Source organism: Methylobacterium bullatum (genome assembly GCF_014845095.1).
Classification (GTDB): Bacteria; Pseudomonadota; Alphaproteobacteria; order Rhizobiales; family Beijerinckiaceae; genus Methylobacterium; species Methylobacterium bullatum.
This window is the reverse complement of the sequence record NZ_NKUG01000156.1, coordinates 1-17,093: the sequence shown is the minus strand read 5'-3', so window position 1 is coordinate 17,093 and position 17,093 is coordinate 1. Positions and strand designations below refer to the sequence as shown.

Genomic DNA, 17,093 nt, shown 5'->3' with positions numbered 1-17,093 from the left:
GCCCTCCCCCCGTGGACACCGCGAGTGGCGCCTCGCGACGCCCGACCTGGGCCGCCCTGCCGACGCGGGCACGCCTCGTCGTCCTCGTCCTCGCCATCGACCTCCTGGCCGCCCTCGTCTCCTTCAGCCTGATCGTGGTGAACGCCCGCTCGGCGGTGGAGGTGGAGATGAAGGCGGCTTTGGCCAATATCGAGCTGATCGTCTCCGATACGATCGGTCTCGCCCAGTCCGATTCGCCCGCGCGCCTGCTCCAGACCCTGGAACTGCGCGTCCAGGGGCTTCGCCACGTCCGGGTCGCGGTCTTCGATGCGGAGGGCCGCAAGGTGGCCCTCGCCAATCCCCGCCCCCGCCGCGAGACCCATCTGGCGCCGCGCTGGTTCGCCGAGCTGATCGCCCCGACGCCGCAGCGGGACGACCTGCCCATCGTGGCGCAGGAGCATCGGATCGGCACCGCCCTCATCACCACGGAGCCCCTCGACGAGATCGACGAGGTCTGGGGCTATACCGTCTCCCTCTCGCTGGCGAGCCTGTGCCTCAATCTCGGCCTGCTCGGCGCCCTCTACATCGCCTTCGGCCGGGTCCTCGCCCCCCTGACCCAGCTCGCCGACGGGCTGACCCAACTGGAGCGGCACGATTACACCGCGCGGCTCGACCCGCCGGCCTCGCGGGAACTCGCCGTCATCGCCGAGCGCTTCAACAGCGTGGCCGGGGCGCTCGCCGAGGCCCGCGCCGCGAACGGCCGCCTCAACCGGCAGCTTCTCACCGCCCAGGACGACGAGCGGCGCCGCACGGCCCTGGAGCTCCACGACGAGTTCGGCCCCTGCCTCTTCGCCCTGGAGGCGAACGCCGCCTCGGTGACGCGGATGGCGCAGGGCGCCACCGAGCCCGACCGCAGCAAGCTCGCCGCCCGCGCCGAGGAGATCAGCACCATCGTCGGTCAGGTCCAGGGCCTCAACCGCGACCTCCTCAACCGCCTGCGCCCGCACGCCCTCGGGCAGGTGCCGCTCGCCGAGTGCCTGCAGCTGCTCCTGCGCAACTTCCGCAGCCGCCATCCGGGGACGACGTTCTCGGGGACGTTCACCGATCTCGCCCGCGGCTACGGCGACCTCATCGATCTCACGGTGTTCCGCTGCATCCAGGAGAGCATGACCAACGCCGTGCGCCATGGCGCGGCCCGCACCGTGACGGTGGAGGCGAGCGAGCGCGCGGTCGCCGACGAACTGCGCCTCGTCATCCGCGACGACGGCACCGGCCTGCCCGCCGACCACGGCACCCCATCCGCCAGCCTCGATGGCGGGTTTCGCGGCGGAATGGGTTTATCGGGGATGCGGGAGCGCGTGGAAGCGCTCAGCGGCACATTTCGGCTTGACAATGCGGCGCCGGGGACGGTTGTCCGGATAGCGATACCGCTCGATCCCGAGCGGGCCGAGGACACGAGCCCGATCGTTCCCGCATGAACGCGTTCACACCGACATCGACCCAGGCGCCCGTCCTCGTGATCGACGATCATCCGATCGTCCTCCAGGGCTGCCGCCGCGTCCTCGAAGACGCCGGAATCGAGCGGATCGCCGAGGCCACCAGCACAGTGGCCGGCTATCGCCTGTTCTTCCGCCTGCGCCCCTCGATGGTGATCTGCGACCTGACCTTCCAGGGCAGCGGGCTCGCGGGTCTCGATCTCATCCGCCGGATGCGCAGCGCCTCGCCCGGCATCCGCATCCTCGTCTTCAGCATGCACAACGACCCGGTGATCGTCTCGCGGGCTCTGGAGGCCGGGGCGCTGGGCTACGTGCTGAAGGACCACGCCTCGGTGGAATTGTTCGAGGCGTTCGAGAAGGTCCGTTCCGGCCAGGTCTATCTCGACCGGCGTCTGGCCACCGAGGTCGCCATGCTGCGCACCGATCCGCGCCGCACGCCCGAAAGCCAGTTGACCCCGCGCGAGCAGCAGATCCTCACCCGCCTCGCCCAGGGCAAGTCCTACGGCGCCATCGCGAGCGACCTGTCGGTGAGCTACAAGACCGTCACCAACGCCTGCTCGCAGATGCGCCAGAAGCTCGGCGTGCGGACGCTGGCCGAACTCATCCACGTGGCGGTGACCCAGGCGCAGCGGCAGGGCTGAACCGCGTCGCCGTCGTGACGGCGCGGGTGCCGGATGGTCAGCCCAGCCCACCCATCTCCCGCACGATCCTCCATTCCTCCTCCGTCACCGGCTGCACCGACAGGCGGGAATTGTTGGCGAGCACCATCGCCTTCAGGCGGGGCTCGGCCTTGATCGCCTCCAGGGTCACCGGACGCGCCAGAGGCTCGACGGCCCGCAGGTCGACCATGCCGAACCGGCCGGTCGGGTCGGTGTCGTCCGGGTAATAGGGGCGGATCACCTCGACGACCCCCACCACCGCCTTGCCCTCGTTGGAATGGTAGAAGAACCCGCGCTCGCCCACCTGCATCGCCATGAGGTTGAGCTTGGCCACGTGGTTGCGCACCCCGTTCCAGGGCGTGCCGTGCTCCCCCGCCTCGACCTGCTGGTCCCAGGACCAGGTCTTGGGTTCGGATTTGTAGAGCCAGTGCGCCATCGGTCGCCTTTTCGATCGTCGCGCCTCCTTAGCGCGGGAAAGCGTGGCCGTCAGGCGTCGCGGAGGGCCGATCCCCAGTAGCGCAGGCTGTCCTGGTTGATGGGCGAGCCGGCTTGTGCGTTGCGCGCGGTCACGAAGGCGTGGAACGCCTCCGCCTCGTCCGGACCGAGGAGGAGGCGGGTCGCGGTGAGGATCCGGGTGATGCGAAGGTGGTTGTGGTCGTAGGGGCGGAGCCAGCCGTCGGTGCGGGTATAGAAGAGCCGCATCCGCGCCAGCGCCGAGCGCAGGCCTTCTCGCGCGGCCTCGTCGGCGCGGATCGCCTCGGCCTCGTCGCGCCCGAGCACCGGGGCGCCCGGCACCGCGCGGCTGGCCTCGGCCAGGGGAAAGCACCATTGGATGTAGTCGTGGACGCCCTCGATCCGCGCATCGTCGAAGGCGAGGATGTCGGCGAGGCTGCGACGCGCGCCGTCGCGTCCGTGACCGGCAAGGTAAGCGTGGATCGGCCCCGTGCTCATTCGGCTTCCCGCTTGAGGGGGCGGGCGAGGAGGCCCGCCACCACGGCGTCGACGCTCGCTTCCCCGGAGACGATGGCGGCCACGGCCTCGGCCACCGGCATCTCCACCGCGTTGCGGCGCGCCAGGGCGATGAGGGCGGCGGCGGTGAAGGCGCCTTCCGCGAGCTTGCCGCCGGAGGCTTCCTCCGGGGTGGCCCCGGCGCCGAGGCGCTGGCCGAAGGCGAAGTTGCGCGATTGCGGCGAGGAGGCGGTCAATACGAGGTCGCCGAGACCGGAGAGGCCCATCAGGGTCTCGGGCCGCCCGCCATAGGCGCGGGCGAAGCGCATCAACTCGGCGAAGGCCCGTGCGATGAGGGCGGCACGGGCGCTCTCGCCGAGGCCGCGCCCCGCGACGATGCCGGAGGCGATGGCGAGGACGTTCTTGCCCGCCCCGCCGATCTCGACGCCGCGCACGTCGTCGGTGTGGTAGACGCGCAGAGCCGGACCGGACAGGGCGGCGGCGAGGCGGCCGGCCAGATCGCCGTCCCCGGCGGCCAGGGTCACGGCGGTGGGCAGGTTGCGGGCGACATCCGCCGCGAAGCTCGGGCCGGACAGGACCGCCACCGACGCGCCGGGCATCGCTTCGGCAGCCACCGCGCTCATGAAGGCGTCGCTGCCGCGCTCGATCCCCTTGGCGCAGAGCACGATGGCCGCCTGCGGATCGATGGACGAGCGGAGATTTTCCAGAACGCCGCGCAGGGTCTGGGCCGGCGTCACCAGCAGGACGATGCCCGCCCCGGCGAGATCGCGCGCTTCGCCGGTGGCGCGGATGCCGTCGTGCAGCGTCACGCCGGGCAGGTAGCGGGCGTTCTCGCGGCTGGCCTGAAGCCGAGCGGCGGCCTCCCCGTCGCGCAGCCACAGGGTCACGGGCCGCCCCGTGGCCGCCGCCGCGTTGGCCAGCGCCGTTCCCCAGGCGCCGCCGCCCACCACCGCAATCCGGTCGCTCATGATCGATGATCCTCTGGCGCTTTGTCCGTTGGCGCCTGGCCCCCCTCGGCGAACGCCCCCTCCGCCCTCAGGCGATAGAGCACGTGCGGCTGGAGGGGGTGGTCCGCCGGCAGGGCGGGATGGAGGAAGTCCTCCGAGAAAGCCATGCCGAGCCGCTCCATGACCCGACGGGAGGGTGTGTTGCCGGTGGCCGTGAAGGCCACCACCGCCGGCACGCCGCAGCGCCCGAACAGGTCGGCGAGGGCGAGCGTGGCGGCTCTCGTGGCGAGACCGCGCCCCCAGGCCGAACGGGCGAGGCGCCAGCCGATCTCCACGTTCGCCCCCGCGGTCTCCCCGCCGGCGAACGGCATCGGGCGGATCAACCGCATGGCGCCGACGAAGCCGACGAACCCCTCCCCCGGCACCTCCACCGCCCAGGGACCGAACCCATCGGACTCGAAGCGCCGGTCGATGGCCCGCGCCTCGATCAGGCTCTCGCTCCGGTTCTTGGTGGAGGGGAAATGCCGCATCACCTCCGGATCGGCATTGAGCGCGGCGAAGGGCGCGTCGTCGGCCCTGATCCAGCGCCGGAGGACGAAACCCTGCCCCGTGAGCGAGGCGGGGGTCGAGGTGGGGACCGCGCGCCCGATCTTGCCGCGCCAGGCGAGGGAGCGCCGGTTCAGGAGCCCGAGATCGGCCTTCGCCGCCAGCACCGCCTCGCCGAGATCGATGGCGAAGGCCAGTCGGTCGGGCGGCATGTTGGCCCAGGCCGGCGGGGCGACGCTCTCGCGCCAGGGGCCGCCGCAGGCATTGTCGAGAAGGATGCGCGCGAAACAATGATCGACGCGCACCGGCCATTCCGGCCGGGCACGGGCGGCCTGGGGGAGACGCCGGTCGACGAGGTCGCGCCAGCGCCTCTGCAGGGCGACGGGTGGCACGGTCCCTGTCAAAAGACCCTTAGGCAACCGCCGCCGCCTCGGCGAAGGGCCAGCGGGCGCGGGCGGGCGCGGTGAGATCGTCCACGAGGCCGAGGCGCAGGCGCTCGATCCCCGCCCAGGCGATCATCGCGCCGTTATCGCCGCAGAGGGAGAGGGGCGGGGCCACGAAAGTGAGACCGGCCTCGTTGGCCTGGGTCGTCAGCGCCCGCCGGATCGCGCCATTGGCGGCGACCCCGCCGGCGGCGACGAGGGCGGTCGGATGGCCCGCGATGGAGCCGAATTCGCGCAAGGCGACACGGACCCTGTCCACCACCACATCCACCACCGCCGCCTGGAAACTGGCGCAGAGATCGGCCACATCGGCGCCGGAGAGCGGGGCCAGCCGCTCGGCCTCGATCCGCAGGGCGGTCTTGAGGCCGGAGAGGGAGAAGTTCGGCTCGCGGCGGCCGAGCATGGGCCGCGGCAGGGCGAACCGCTCGGGATTGCCGGTCTCGGCCATGCGCTCCACCTCGGGGCCGCCCGGATAGCCGAGGCCCAGGAGCTTGGCCACCTTGTCGAACGCTTCGCCGATGGCATCGTCCACGGTGGTGCCGAGGCGGACGTAATCGCCGACCCCCTTCACCGCCACGAGCTGCGTGTGCCCGCCGGAGGCGAGCAGCAGCAGGTAGGGAAAGCCGATGCCGTCGGTGAGCCGGGCCGTCAGCGCATGCGCCTCCAGATGGTTCACCGCGATGAGGGGCTTTCGCGCCACCAGCGACAGGGTCTTGGCGGTGACGAGGCCGATCAGTACCCCGCCGATCAGGCCCGGCCCCGCCGCCACGGCGATGCCGTCCACCTGCGACAGCGTCATCCCGGCCGTGTCGAGGGCGCGGGCCACGAGGCGGTCGAGGACCTCCACATGGGCGCGGGCCGCGATCTCGGGCACGACGCCGCCATAGGCCGCGTGCTCGGCGATCTGGCTCAGCACCTCGTTGGAGAGGATGCGGCCGCGCCCGTCCTCGCCCGGCATGACGATCGAGGCGGCCGTCTCGTCGCAGGTCGTTTCGATGCCGAGGACGTTCATGGCGATGCTTTGGACTTTACGGAAACGGAGGTCTCCACCCTAGCCGGGCATAGCGCCCGAGGGCAACGATGGGCACCCGCCGAAAGGACGTGTCATCGAAGCGGCTTGCCAACGCCGCGGCGAAGGGCGAATCCGGGGTGATGGTGGCGATGCGGATATGGATCGCGCGGCCCGAGCCGGGGGCCACGCGCACGGCCGGGCGGCTCGCCGCTTTGGGCTACGAGCCCTTGGTGGCGCCGGTCCTCGTGGTGGAGGCGACCGGGGCGCCCCCGCCTCCGGGCGTCTTCGACGGCGTTCTCGTCACCAGCGCGAACGCGCTTCGGCAAGCCTCGCAGTGGCGGCCGATACACCACCTCCCGGTCTTCGCCGTTGGCGCGCGCACGGCGGTATTGGCGCGCGAATGCGGGTTCGTCTCCGTGAAGACGGCGGATGGAAACGCCGCCGATCTCGTCGACCTCGTGGTGCGGGAGGTCTCTCCGGGAGCATCGCTCCTGCATCTGGCCGGAGAGGACCGCAAGGCGGAGCCGGCGGCATCCCTGACCCGAGCGGGGTTCCGGGTGACGACCCACATCGCCTATGGCGCGCGACCCGTCGCTTCGCTGCCCGCCGTCGTGGCGACGGCGCTCGGCCCCCCCTCCACCCTGACAGGCGTGCTGCACTACTCACGAAGAAGCGCGGCCACGGCTTGCGAACTCGCTTGGCAAGCGGGATATGGCGGAGCTTTCGCGGCGCTCAGGCATTACTGCTTGTCGGCGGACGTGGCGGTTCCCCTGGCCCAGGCCGGGATCGCCCCCCATTTCGTCGCGGAACAGGCCAACGAGGAATCACTTCTCGCGGGTCTGACATCAGGTTTCCGACAAGCGGTCTCGCCGAGGCCGCGGCCTCGGTGTTAGGACGAACGCATACGCTGTGACCGCAGGGCGGCAGACCGAGCGCGACACGCGCCGGGGGTGCTTCATGCGGCAGACGCAAGTCGGGAAGGGAGCAAGACGCCCGTGAATCCATCCAACAGCGACGGAAAAGGTCCGGGAACTCCGACGGGGCCGAACGGCCCCAAGCCAGAAGCAGGCAAGCCCGAGGCGGCCAAGCCTGAGACGGCCAAGCCCGTCACGACGACTCCCGGCTCCACGACGCTCGGTGCCACGCCCCCCGGCGCGACCAATCCCGGTGCGGTCAAGCCGTCGACGCAGCCTGCGGCATCGCCGTCTCAGCCGGCCAGGACCGATGCACCCAAGCCCGCCGTGCCACCGGTCTCGACGGCTCCCAAGCCTCCCGAAGGCAAGCCTCTCGAAGCCAAGCCCCCGGAAGCAAAGCCGGTCGATACGAAGCCCGATGCCGCGAAGGCGGCTGCTCTCCAGAACGAGCCCGTCAAATCCGAGCCGCCCAAGCCGGCGGCATCGCCCTTCGACGCCGGCAAGGCCGGTGGTCTCAAATCCGAGCCTCCCAAGGCCGCCGGTCCGGGCGCTGCGGGCGCAAATCCGTCTTCCATGAGGACCGACCCGCCGAAGACCGGCGCATCCGGCAGCGGCGCTCAGTCCATGTCGTCGAAGGCGGATCTCACCGATGGGCCGATCATCGACCTGAAGGCCAAGCGGGTTCCCGATCCGGCCGAGGCCGCGAAGACCGGCTCCGCGTCGAGCGCGACGAAGCCCTCCGGCTCGGGCACCTTCACCACGAGCGCGGACAAGGCCTCCTCCCCGTCGGATGCCAAGCCCACTGGCTCCGATACCAAGCCCACTGGCTCCGATGCCAAGCCCGCAGGCTCCGATACCAAGCCCGCCGGCTCGACGACGCCCAAGATCGGACCGGCCGTTGCCGCGACCGAACCCAAGCGCGGCGGGGCCGGCTTCGGCTCGGTAGCGGCGGCTGGGCTCCTCGGCGGCGTGATCGGCGCGGGCCTGCTCTTTGCCGTCGAGCGTTCCGGTGCCCTTGGGGTCGCTGACGACGGGCGCATCGCCGCCCTCGACCAGAAGATCGCGACGCTCGCGCCGAAGGACGCTCTTGCCGCCCTCGACAGGCGGATCGGGGCCAACGAGGCCACCCTGAAGCCGCTGCCGGAGGCCATCCGCTCCGCCGATGCGGCCGCCAAGGACGCGTTGCAGAAGGCGGGTTCCGTCTCGGCGAGCCCGCCGGCCGAGGGGTCCGCCCCCGCGGCGGCCCTGCCGCAGGATCTCGTCGCCCGCCTCGACGGGCTCGACCAGCGCGTGGCCGCCCTGCAGGAAGAGCCCGGCCGCGACCAGTCCGGCAACGCCGCCCTCACCGCGATCTCGCCCCAGGCGCTGTCCGGCCTCGACGACAGGCTTAAGGCCGTCGAGGGCAAGGTGGAGAATGCGGCCAAGCCCGCGTCCGACGATGCCCTGGCGAGCCAGGTCACCGCTCTGAAGGGCGACCTCGAGAAGAGGACCAAGGCGAGTTCGGAGGCGGACGAGGCCCTGACCCAGAAGCTCGCCAGTCTCCAGCAGACCCTGGAAGCGCGGGTGAAGGCGGCCACGGAAGCGGTCCAGGCAGCGACGCAGGCGAGCCAGCAGGCGGTCGACGCCAACAAGACGCAGGCGGCGGAAGCGGCCAAGGGCGTCGAGCGTCTCCTCCAGGCTCAATCCGAGAAGATCGCCGGCCTCGACAAGGCCGTGGCCACCCGTGCGGAGGCCTCCACCGTCCAGGCCGCCATGCGGGTCGTGGCGGCGGATCGCATCGTCGGCGCGCTGAACACCGGCTCGCCCTATGCCGATGCGCTGGCGGCCCTGCGCAGTTCCGAGCCGGGTGATCCGGCGCGGCTTACCGCCGTCGCGGCCTTCGCCGACAAGGGCGCCCCGACGGCGCGGAGTCTGGCGGCCGAGTTCCGCCCCATCGCCGAGCGGATCGCCGCGATCCGCAAGGCGGCCCAGGCGAAGTCGGTGGCCGAGACCGGCGACATCAAGCAGCGCCTGATGAGCATGGCCGAATCCATCGTCCAGGTCCGCAAGGTCGACGCTCCCGCCGCCCCCGGCGAGGCCGCGGCCGAGGACGCCGTGCCGAAGGTGCAGGACGCCCTGGATCGCGGCGCCATCGCCGAGGCGGCCAAGGCTTTCGCCGGCCTGCCCGAGGATGTGCGCGCGCAGTTCGGCGAGTTCGGCACCAAGCTCGCCTCGCGCGCCGCGGCGGGTGACGCTGCGCAGGCATTGCTGGCGGATGCGTTCAAGGCGCTGCCCTCCACCGGCGCCGGCCGGTGAGGATCGCCCCTCCGGTTCGGCCGTCCGGCATGCCGGGCGAGGCCAACTCGATCATCATCTGTGGGCGCGGCGCGCCCACCCTTCCCGATACGCGCGTCCCCTCCCCGGCCGACGCCACCTTCCGGAGTTCGTGATCCCATGTGGCGCGCCCTCGCCTTCCTAGCCCTTCTCGCCCTCGCCGCCTTCGGGGCGACGTGGATCGCCGACCGCCCCGGCACGGTCACCATCGTCTGGAACGGCTACGAGCTCGCCACCAGCCTCGCCATCGCCCTGATCGGCGTGTTCATCGCCGCCATCGTCATCGGCTTCATCTGGGCCATCGTGCGGGGCATCATCACCCTGCCGGAGACCCTGGTCCGCGGCTCCAAGGAGCGGCGCCGGGCCAAGGGATTCTCGGCCCTCTCGCGCGGCATGGTCGCGGTCGGCTCGGGCGACCCGCTCGCGGCACGGCGCCATGCCAGCGATGCCGAGCGCCTGCTCGGCGCGGAGCCCCTGGCGCTCCTGCTGAAGGCGCAGGCGGCGCAGATTTCCGGCGACCGCGAAGCGGCGGAACACGCGTTCCAGCGCATGGCCAACGACCCCGAAACGCGGGTGCTGGGCCTGCGCGGTCTCTTCGTCGAAGCCCGCCGCCGCGAGGACGACGTCGCCGCCCGCGCCTATGCCGCCGAGGCCGCACGCCTCGCCCCCAGCGTCACCTGGGCCAACGAGGCCATGCTCGAAGCGCAGTGCGCCGATGGCGATTGGAGCGGTGCCGTCCAGACGGTGGAGCGCCGCGCCTCCTTGGGCCTCATCGAGAAGGGGCTCGCCCGCCGCCAGCGCGCCGTGCTCCTCACCGCCGCCGCCCAGACCCGCGAGGCGGGTGAACCCGAGGCGGCGACGCAGCGCGCCCTCGACGCGGTGAAGCTGGCGCCGGACCTCGTCCCCGCCGCCTGCGTCGCCGGACGCCTCCTGGCGCGGCGCGGCGACCTGAAGAAAGCCGCCAAGATCGTCGAGGCGGCCTGGCGCGCCAATCCCCACCCGGATCTCGCCAAGGTCTATCTCGGCCTGCGGGTCGGCGATTCCGTGCGCGACCGGCTCGCCCGGGCGGAAAACCTGGCGCGGATCTCCACCTGGCATCCCGAAGCCCGCCTCGCTCTGGCGCAGGCGGCCCTGGAAGCGCAGGAATTCGGCAAGGCCCGCGAGGCCCTGTCGCCTCTCATGGCGGACCGCCCCACGGTGCGCGCCTGCCTGACCATGGCGAAGGTCGAGGAAGCCGAGCACGGTGCCGGCTCCGGCCGGGCGCGCGAATGGCTGGCCCGCGCCGCCCATGCCCCGCGCGATCCGATGTGGATCGCCGACGGGGTCGCCTCGGAGCGCTGGGCGCCGGTCTCGCCGGTCACCGGCCATCTCGACGCCTTCGTCTGGAAGGCACCGACCGAACTGCTCGAAGGCCCGTCGGACAACGACGTGACCGGCGACCTCGACGACGGGGACGACCGCAGCCAGCCGGCGCTCGCGACCTCGATTCCGGGCACGGAAATGCCGGCCCCGGTGAGTGCACCCGTGGCCGCGCCGACGAAGCTTGCCGAACCGACGGCCGTGAACGGGGCCAAGATGGCCTCGGCCCCCTCCGCGCCGTCCACCGGACCGATGGCGCCGGGCGCCGCGACACCGGTGGTGTTCCCGCCGCCGAAGGGGCCCGATTCCACGGCCGAGACCAAGGCCCGGCTGGTCGGCTGATCCCGCAATGGGGCAAGAAGGGCGCCGCCGCGGCGGCGCCCTTTAAAGGTCGGTTCACGCAAGCTCGCTAAAGCTGTGTCCAGCGAGTTCTGCGTAAACGAAGTGCCATGTCCCCATCTCTCGACGATGCGCCGGACTTCTCCGGCCTGATCGAACTGTCGCGTCTCGGTGACCTCGATCTGAAACCTGTCATCCTCCGGGTGCAGACCGATCTGTTCCTCACCGCCTCGGTGCGGGACCGGAAGACGGTGGAGGCGTTCGAATCCCTCGCCGGCGGTCTCATCCCCACCGTCGACGACGAGACGGCGGAGATCGTGGCGCGCAAGCTGGCGCCCTTCCCCGCGACCCCGCAATCCGTACTCGCGGCGCTCGCCGCGCGCGGCGGCGAGATCCGGGATCTCATCATCGCGCAGGCGCCGGACCTCTCGGCCCGCGTGATCGAAGCCGCCCTCGCCGACGGCTCCGACATCGCCGCCGCCATCGCCCGCAGGGCCGATCTGAGCCGCAGCCTCATCGAGGAAATGGCCTCGCGCGACGTGGCCGCCATCGATCTCGCTCTCGCCGAGAACTGGCAGCTCGCCCTTCAGGGCACCACCATCGCCCTCCTCGTCGGCCGCGCGCGGACGAAGCCCGACCTGGCCCAGGCGCTTCTCGCTCGACCGGATCTCGCCCCGGGGGACCTGGCACCGCTGTTCCTCTTCGCCGACGAAGAATTGCGCGAGGCGATCGGCCGGGCGGTCGGTTCGCGCGCGGCCCTTCGGCCGTCGCCCCCCATGCCGCGCGAGGCGGGCGCCGTCCTCACCGGCTTCTCGGGCAGAAACGATGTGGCCGGTTTCGTCGCGGCCCTCGCCGAGATGCTCGGTCTCCAGCGCAACTTCCTTGGCGCGACGCCGGACCCGAGCCAGCGCTACGAACTCCTCACCCTCGCCCTTCGCGCGGCCGGACTGCACGAAGAGGAGGCGGTGTATGTCTTCCTCACCCTCAACGAGACCGTGGCTCGTTCGGTGGACCGGGTCTACGACCTGGTGAAACTGTTCCGCACCATCCCCAGCGGCGCGGCCCGCGACCTTCTCAGCGCGGTCCTCGACAAGCCACTGCCCGAGCGGCTCAACGGCGGCACTGCCCACCAGCCCTACACCGCCCCCGATGCGGTCCGCCCGCGCATGGCGCCGGCCGCCGCAGAGCGTGCGCCGCTTCGTCCCGCCCTCCCCGGCCGCGTGAGGCAATCGGCGTCGAACTGACCCTCGCCGGGGCCTCGCCTCGTCCTACTCGGCGAGATCGAGGTGGTGGCGGCCCGCGCGGTCGTCGATCTCGACGATCCAGAGATCGTCGTCGAAGCGCAGTTCCTTGCCGAGGCGGAGCTCGACATCGGGCGGCGAGGCTTCGCTCATCAAGCATACGAAGCTGCGGTCGGCCCCGTCCCCGGTATCGACGAGGGATTGCGGGGCCGGACCATAGAGATCGGCCCGCCCGTCCAGGCGATCGACCTTCACGAAGATCGCCCCCGCCTCGGGCGCGCCGCGCCGACGCTGCACCGCGTCGATCCCCTCGACGGCAAGACGGCGGAGATGGGCGGAGACCCAGAAATCGGAGCGCAGGCGAGGCATGGCCCGCCTATAACACCGAAGGCGTGGCGCGGGGACCGGCCTGACGGATGCCCGCCGGAGAAGGCACTCAGAACCGGAAGGTATTCCGGCCGGCGGCTTTGGCACGATAGAGCGCCCGGTCGGCGGCGGACAGCAGGACGTCCGGAGACGTACCATCGCGCGGCGCGCGGGCGATGCCGACGCTCAATCCGACACGGAACTCCTGGCCGCCATGAGGGATCGGCGCGCCGACCGCGGATACGAGGCGCTGGGCCAGCTCGGGCAGTTCCGATTCATCGGCGGTCAGGATGGCCGTGAACTCGTCACCTCCCAGGCGGGCAACGAAATCGTCCTGCCTCAGCTCGGCGCGCAGACGGGCCGCGCAGACCCGCAGGACGCTGTCGCCGGCCGCATGACCCATCGTGTCGTTGATGCCTTTGAAGTTGTCGAGGTCCATGTAGAAGAGCGCAACACTCTCTCCGGTGCCGCTCGAGCGGTCGAGCGCGCTTTGAAGGCGTTGGCTGAACTGCGACCGGTTGGGCAGGCCGGTGAGCGGATCGAAAGACGCAAGCTGTTCCAGCCGCTCTTCGAGCAGCTTGCGCCGCCCGACGTCGCGAACAGAGACGACATAGCCGTTCGGCACCTGCGAATCGGGATCGCGGCTCAAGCGCAGGGATGCTTCCATCCAGACCCACGCACCGTTCTTGTGCTGGAGACGCAGTTCGATGACTGCGACGTCGATATGGCCGTCGCGCACGTTCTGCATGAAGCGCCCGAAGTTCGGGATGTCGTCCGGGTGGGCAATGTCGATCGCCTTGCGTCCCACCAGTTCCTCCGGCTCGTATCCGAGGAGCGTCCGGATGGAGGGTGAGACGTAGAGGCGGATACCGTCGAGATTGCCGCGAATGATCGTATCGGTGGACATTTCCGCGAGGTGACGGAACTCCGCCTCCCGCTCCGTGGCCCCGCGCACGGCACGGGCCAGATCGTAGATTTGCCCGGCCATGGCGGCGAGGTCGGTGAGGAGCCTGCTCTTCTCTGGCGAGCCGGCTTGCGGACGGGCATCCAGCACCGACAGACGGCCGACCTGATCCGGGCCGAACGGGGCGCTCGCAAAGAAACCGACGTCGCCGTTACCGGCCGGCAGCCATCCGGTGAAGGCCGGGTCGGTTCGCGTGTCGCCGCACCAGAGGGCGGGCCACTCCCAATCGGGCCTCCCATCGGCCATCTCAGCGGCATTCCTCAGCTGGGGGCCGGCGTCGGGGCCAAGATCCGTCCAGGTCCGGGGCTCGCCACGAAGACAGACGGTGGCGGCCGACGCATTGAAGAGCGCCCGCGCGATCCGGCAGCATTCCGAGAATTCAGGTGCCGGCAGGATCGGCAGTGCAAGGCCGCCGATCGATCCCACCTTTTCGTATCCCGTCATACCGCGGATGCCGATCTCTGCGTGACCAAGGCATTGTCAACAGCAAATGGGTTAATATGCGATGATTGGGAAAAGCTTCGCGCCAGTAGATCGGGTGCTCGATGCAATCGGCACCGGACGGCGATGACCGCGGCGAGCGCGAGGGCGGAGGTATTCTTGCGCGTCGGCTCGTCGTGGCGGGTGGCGAGACGACGCAAGCGTTCGACATGGCGCCCGGCTCCCTCGCCCTTCGTTGAGCTCTGAGCTTCGGCGGTCTATGCAGACCCCATGGACCTCCAAGTTTCCGCGAGTCGCTCACCGGCTCCCATCGCCTGCAAGCTGCCGCTTTACGGGAAGGCGGCGCCGTTCCTGCCCATGAGCCGCGCCGAGATGGACGCGCTCGGGTGGGATGCCTGCGACATCGTCCTGGTGACGGGTGACGCCTATGTCGATCATCCGAGCTTCGGGATGGCGATCATCGGCCGGCTGCTCGAATCGCAAGGGTTCCGGGTCGGCATCATCGCCCAGCCCGACTGGCAATCGGCGGAGCCGTTCAAGGCGCTCGGCCGGCCGAGGGTGTTCTTCGGCGTCACAGGCGGCAATCTCGATTCGATGGTGAACCGCTACACGGCGGATCGTCGCCTGCGAAGCGACGACGCCTACACGGCGGGCGGACAAGGCGGCGCCCGCCCGGACCGCTGCACCATCGTCTACACGCAGCGCTGCCGCGAGGCCTACAAGGACGTGCCGATCGTCCTGGGCGGCATCGAGGCGTCCCTGCGCCGCATCGCCCATTACGATTACTGGTCCGACAAGGTGCGCCGCTCGATCCTGGCGGACGCGAAGGCCGACCTGCTGCTCTACGGCAATGCCGAGCGCGCCGTGGTCGAGGTGGCGAACCGCCTCGCCGCCGGCGCAGCGCCGAACGAACTCGACTCGGTCCGGGGCGTGGCCCTGTTCCGCCGCGTGCCCGAGCATTACACCGAGCTGCCCGCCGACGATCTCGATTCGGCCGACGAGGCCGCTTCCCGCCGCCCCGGCGAGACCGTGATCCGGCTCCCCGCCTACGACGAGGTCAAGGACGACAAGGAGGCCTATGCCCGCGCCTCGCGGGTGCTGCACCGGGAGGCCAATCCCGGCAACGCCCGCCCCCTCGTCCAGCGCCACGGCGACCGCGACCTGTGGCTGAACCCGCCGCCGATCCCGCTCTCCAGCGACGAGATGGATGCGGTCTACGACCTGCCCTACGCCCGCGCGCCCCATCCCTCCTACGGCGACGCGAAGATCCCCGCCTGGGACATGATCAAGTTCTCGGTGACGATCATGCGCGGCTGCTTTGGCGGCTGCACCTTCTGCTCCATCACCGAGCACGAAGGCCGCGTCATCCAGAACCGCTCGGAGGGCTCGATCCTGCGCGAGATCGAACTGATCCGCGACAAGACGCCGGGTTTCACGGGGGTGATCTCCGACGTTGGTGGCCCCACGGCCAACATGTACCGGATGGCGTGCAAGGACCCGAAGATCGAGGCGGCCTGCCGCCTGCCGTCCTGCGTCTTCCCGGACATCTGCCCGAACCTGAACACTTCGCACGACGACCTGATCCGGCTCTATCGCAAGGTCCGCGAGGTGGAGGGCGTCAAGAAGGTGATGGTCGCCTCCGGCGTGCGCTACGATCTGGCGGTGCGAAGCCCCGAATACGTCGAGGAGCTCGTGACCCACCATGTCGGCGGCCGTCTCAAGATCGCCCCCGAGCACACCGAGCGCGGCCCCCTCGACCTGATGATGAAGCCGGGAATCGGCACCTACGACCGCTTCAAGGAGATGTTCGACGCCGCCGCCAAGAAAGCAGGCAAGAAATACTACCTGATCCCGTATTTCATCGCGGCGCATCCGGGCACGACCGACGAGGACATGATGAACCTCGCCGTCTGGCTCAAGAAGAACGACTATCGCGCCGATCAGGTCCAGACGTTCCTGCCCTCGCCCATGGCGACGGCCACGACCATGTATCACACCGAGATCAACCCGTTGCAGGGCGTGCGGCGCGGCGGCAGCGAGCCGGTGGACGCGATCAAGGGGATGCGGCAGCGCCGGCTGCACAAGGCGTTCCTGCGCTACCACGATCCCGAGAACTGGCCCCTGTTGCGCGAGGCGCTGCGGGCCATGGGCCGGGCGGACCTCATCGGGCCGAGGCCGGACCAGCTCATTCCGTCCTCGCAGCCGCCGGGAACGGGCTCGGGTAAGCCGGGAGGCCAGCCACGCCCCATGCGCCATCCGGGCGCGCCGCGCTTCACCACCAAGGGCGTGCCGCTGCGGAAATGACGGTCTCGCCCGTGCGATAGCCGGATGCGTTGAAAGGCTTTCGGGGTTCTGCGCGCTGAGGCGGACACACGGAAAGCCACTCGTCGTGGGCCTACGATATTCACGCATCTCGCGGACACCGCGGGTCCCCTCTCCTGGAAGGAGAGGGAGCCCGTCGCGCTTCACGTCGAACCCTCTTGGATAGGGGGAACCAGCATCGACCAGATGTGTGTGTCCGGTAGCCTCACGGAGGCCGCGAGCCGCCTCCGAATGCCGGATTCCTTGCCCTACCCCTTGGTCGAACCGGCGCGCGAGGCGAGTTCGCGCAAGGTGCGACCGGCGGCGACGCCCTTGACCGGCAGCTTGCGGTCGCGCTCGAACTTCTCGATGGCCGCCCGTGTACCGGGGCCGAGGACACCGTCGGCGACGAGCGGTCCGTATCCGAGCTTCACCAGCGCCCGCTGCGCCTGCGCCACGGCCTGATCGGGTTTCGGCGTCACCGAGGCCGTGGTCTCCCCGGCCTTGATGATGTCGGCGATGACGTCGCGCTTGGTGGAGGGCGCGGCAGCCGCCGGCTTAGGCACGGGTCTCGCCGCGTCGGTGGCCGGGGCGGCCTTCGGTTCGGGAACCGTCTCCACCTTCGGCGCCTCGATCCTGCGCGGCGGGGCCTCCGCGACCTTGACCGGCTCGGGCGACGGGCCGGTCGTGGACTTGGCGGCGGCGGTGCCTTTACCGAGGGTCGGGAAGAGCGGCGCGGGGTGGCGTCCCCCCTGGTAGCCCAGCGCATTCATGGCCACGGCCGCCACCGCGCCGATGGCCACC

Annotated in this window: 15 protein-coding genes; 7 read left to right on the top strand and 8 right to left on the bottom strand. The window is 70.8% G+C overall.

Features of this window, described 5'->3' with window-relative positions:
* Window positions 1–11: 11 nt before the first annotated feature.
* Entirely contained in the window at window positions 12–1,457 is a 1,446-nt protein-coding gene (locus MBTS_RS19780) for an ATP-binding protein (RefSeq protein WP_192216306.1), read from the top strand.
* Window positions 1,454–2,116 (top strand): response regulator, encoded by a 663-nt coding sequence (locus MBTS_RS19775; RefSeq protein WP_018042257.1) that lies wholly within the window; start codon window positions 1,454–1,456, stop codon window positions 2,114–2,116. Before MBTS_RS19780 ends, MBTS_RS19775 begins: the two co-directional genes overlap by 4 nt.
* A gap of 37 nt (window positions 2,117–2,153) precedes the next feature.
* Here the strand turns inward: MBTS_RS19775 and MBTS_RS19770 are convergent, their stop codons facing one another.
* Genes MBTS_RS19770 through tsaD form a run of 5 tightly spaced genes read right to left on the bottom strand, consistent with a single transcriptional unit; the run spans window position 2,154 to window position 6,051 of the window.
* On the bottom strand, window positions 2,154–2,570 hold the full coding sequence (locus MBTS_RS19770; RefSeq protein WP_192216304.1) for an EVE domain-containing protein: 417 nt from the start codon (window positions 2,568–2,570) through the stop codon (window positions 2,154–2,156).
* A 50-nt stretch (window positions 2,571–2,620) separates the two neighbouring features.
* Entirely contained in the window at window positions 2,621–3,085 is a 465-nt protein-coding gene (locus MBTS_RS19765) for an opioid growth factor receptor-related protein (protein WP_192216303.1), read from the bottom strand.
* On the bottom strand, window positions 3,082–4,071 hold the full coding sequence (locus MBTS_RS19760) for an NAD(P)H-dependent glycerol-3-phosphate dehydrogenase (RefSeq protein ID WP_056249994.1): 990 nt from the start codon (window positions 4,069–4,071) through the stop codon (window positions 3,082–3,084). The genes MBTS_RS19765 and MBTS_RS19760 overlap by 4 nt, the downstream gene beginning before the upstream one ends.
* The gene (locus MBTS_RS19755; RefSeq protein WP_192216302.1) at window positions 4,068–4,988 is read right to left on the bottom strand and encodes a GNAT family N-acetyltransferase; all 921 of its coding nucleotides are present in this window, start codon (window positions 4,986–4,988) and stop codon (window positions 4,068–4,070) included. The genes MBTS_RS19760 and MBTS_RS19755 overlap by 4 nt, the downstream gene beginning before the upstream one ends.
* A gap of 19 nt (window positions 4,989–5,007) precedes the next feature.
* Window positions 5,008–6,051: a tRNA (adenosine(37)-N6)-threonylcarbamoyltransferase complex transferase subunit TsaD gene (gene tsaD, locus MBTS_RS19750; RefSeq protein ID WP_018042252.1), complete on the bottom strand. Its 1,044-nt coding sequence runs from the start codon at window positions 6,049–6,051 to the stop codon at window positions 5,008–5,010.
* Between the two features lie 149 nt (window positions 6,052–6,200).
* On the opposite strand from tsaD, the gene MBTS_RS19745 reads away from it, so the two are divergent.
* From MBTS_RS19745 to MBTS_RS19730, 4 genes are all read left to right on the top strand, one after another.
* Window positions 6,201–6,944, top strand: coding sequence for a uroporphyrinogen-III synthase (locus MBTS_RS19745; protein ID WP_192216305.1), 744 nt, complete (start codon window positions 6,201–6,203; stop codon window positions 6,942–6,944).
* A 102-nt stretch (window positions 6,945–7,046) separates the two neighbouring features.
* Entirely contained in the window at window positions 7,047–9,260 is a 2,214-nt protein-coding gene (locus MBTS_RS19740; RefSeq protein WP_192216301.1) for a hypothetical protein, read from the top strand.
* Window positions 9,261–9,398: 138 nt separating this feature from the next.
* Window positions 9,399–10,979: a heme biosynthesis protein HemY gene (locus MBTS_RS19735; protein WP_192216300.1), complete on the top strand. Its 1,581-nt coding sequence runs from the start codon at window positions 9,399–9,401 to the stop codon at window positions 10,977–10,979.
* Between the two features lie 107 nt (window positions 10,980–11,086).
* Entirely contained in the window at window positions 11,087–12,220 is a 1,134-nt protein-coding gene (locus tag MBTS_RS19730; protein WP_018042247.1) for a DUF2336 domain-containing protein, read from the top strand.
* Window positions 12,221–12,244: 24 nt separating this feature from the next.
* On the opposite strand, the gene MBTS_RS19725 is transcribed toward MBTS_RS19730, so the two are convergent.
* Together MBTS_RS19725 and MBTS_RS19720 are read right to left on the bottom strand one after the other, a co-directional pair.
* Complete coding sequence (locus MBTS_RS19725; protein ID WP_192216299.1) at window positions 12,245–12,586, bottom strand: DUF1491 family protein; 342 nt, start codon at window positions 12,584–12,586, stop codon at window positions 12,245–12,247.
* Window positions 12,587–12,653: 67 nt separating this feature from the next.
* Window positions 12,654–13,991 carry a diguanylate cyclase domain-containing protein gene (locus MBTS_RS19720; protein WP_056149893.1) on the bottom strand — a complete coding sequence of 446 codons (1,338 nt, stop codon included), beginning with the start codon at window positions 13,989–13,991 and terminating at the stop codon, window positions 12,654–12,656.
* Window positions 13,992–14,345: 354 nt separating this feature from the next.
* Between MBTS_RS19720 and MBTS_RS19715 the strand changes: the two genes are divergently transcribed.
* Window positions 14,346–16,292 (top strand): YgiQ family radical SAM protein, encoded by a 1,947-nt coding sequence (locus MBTS_RS19715; RefSeq protein WP_373321334.1) that lies wholly within the window; start codon window positions 14,346–14,348, stop codon window positions 16,290–16,292.
* Between the two features lie 266 nt (window positions 16,293–16,558).
* Here MBTS_RS19715 and MBTS_RS19710 read toward each other — a convergent pair.
* The coding region (locus tag MBTS_RS19710; RefSeq protein WP_192216298.1) for a peptidoglycan-binding domain-containing protein at window positions 16,559–17,093 on the bottom strand (535 nt) is incomplete at its 5' end.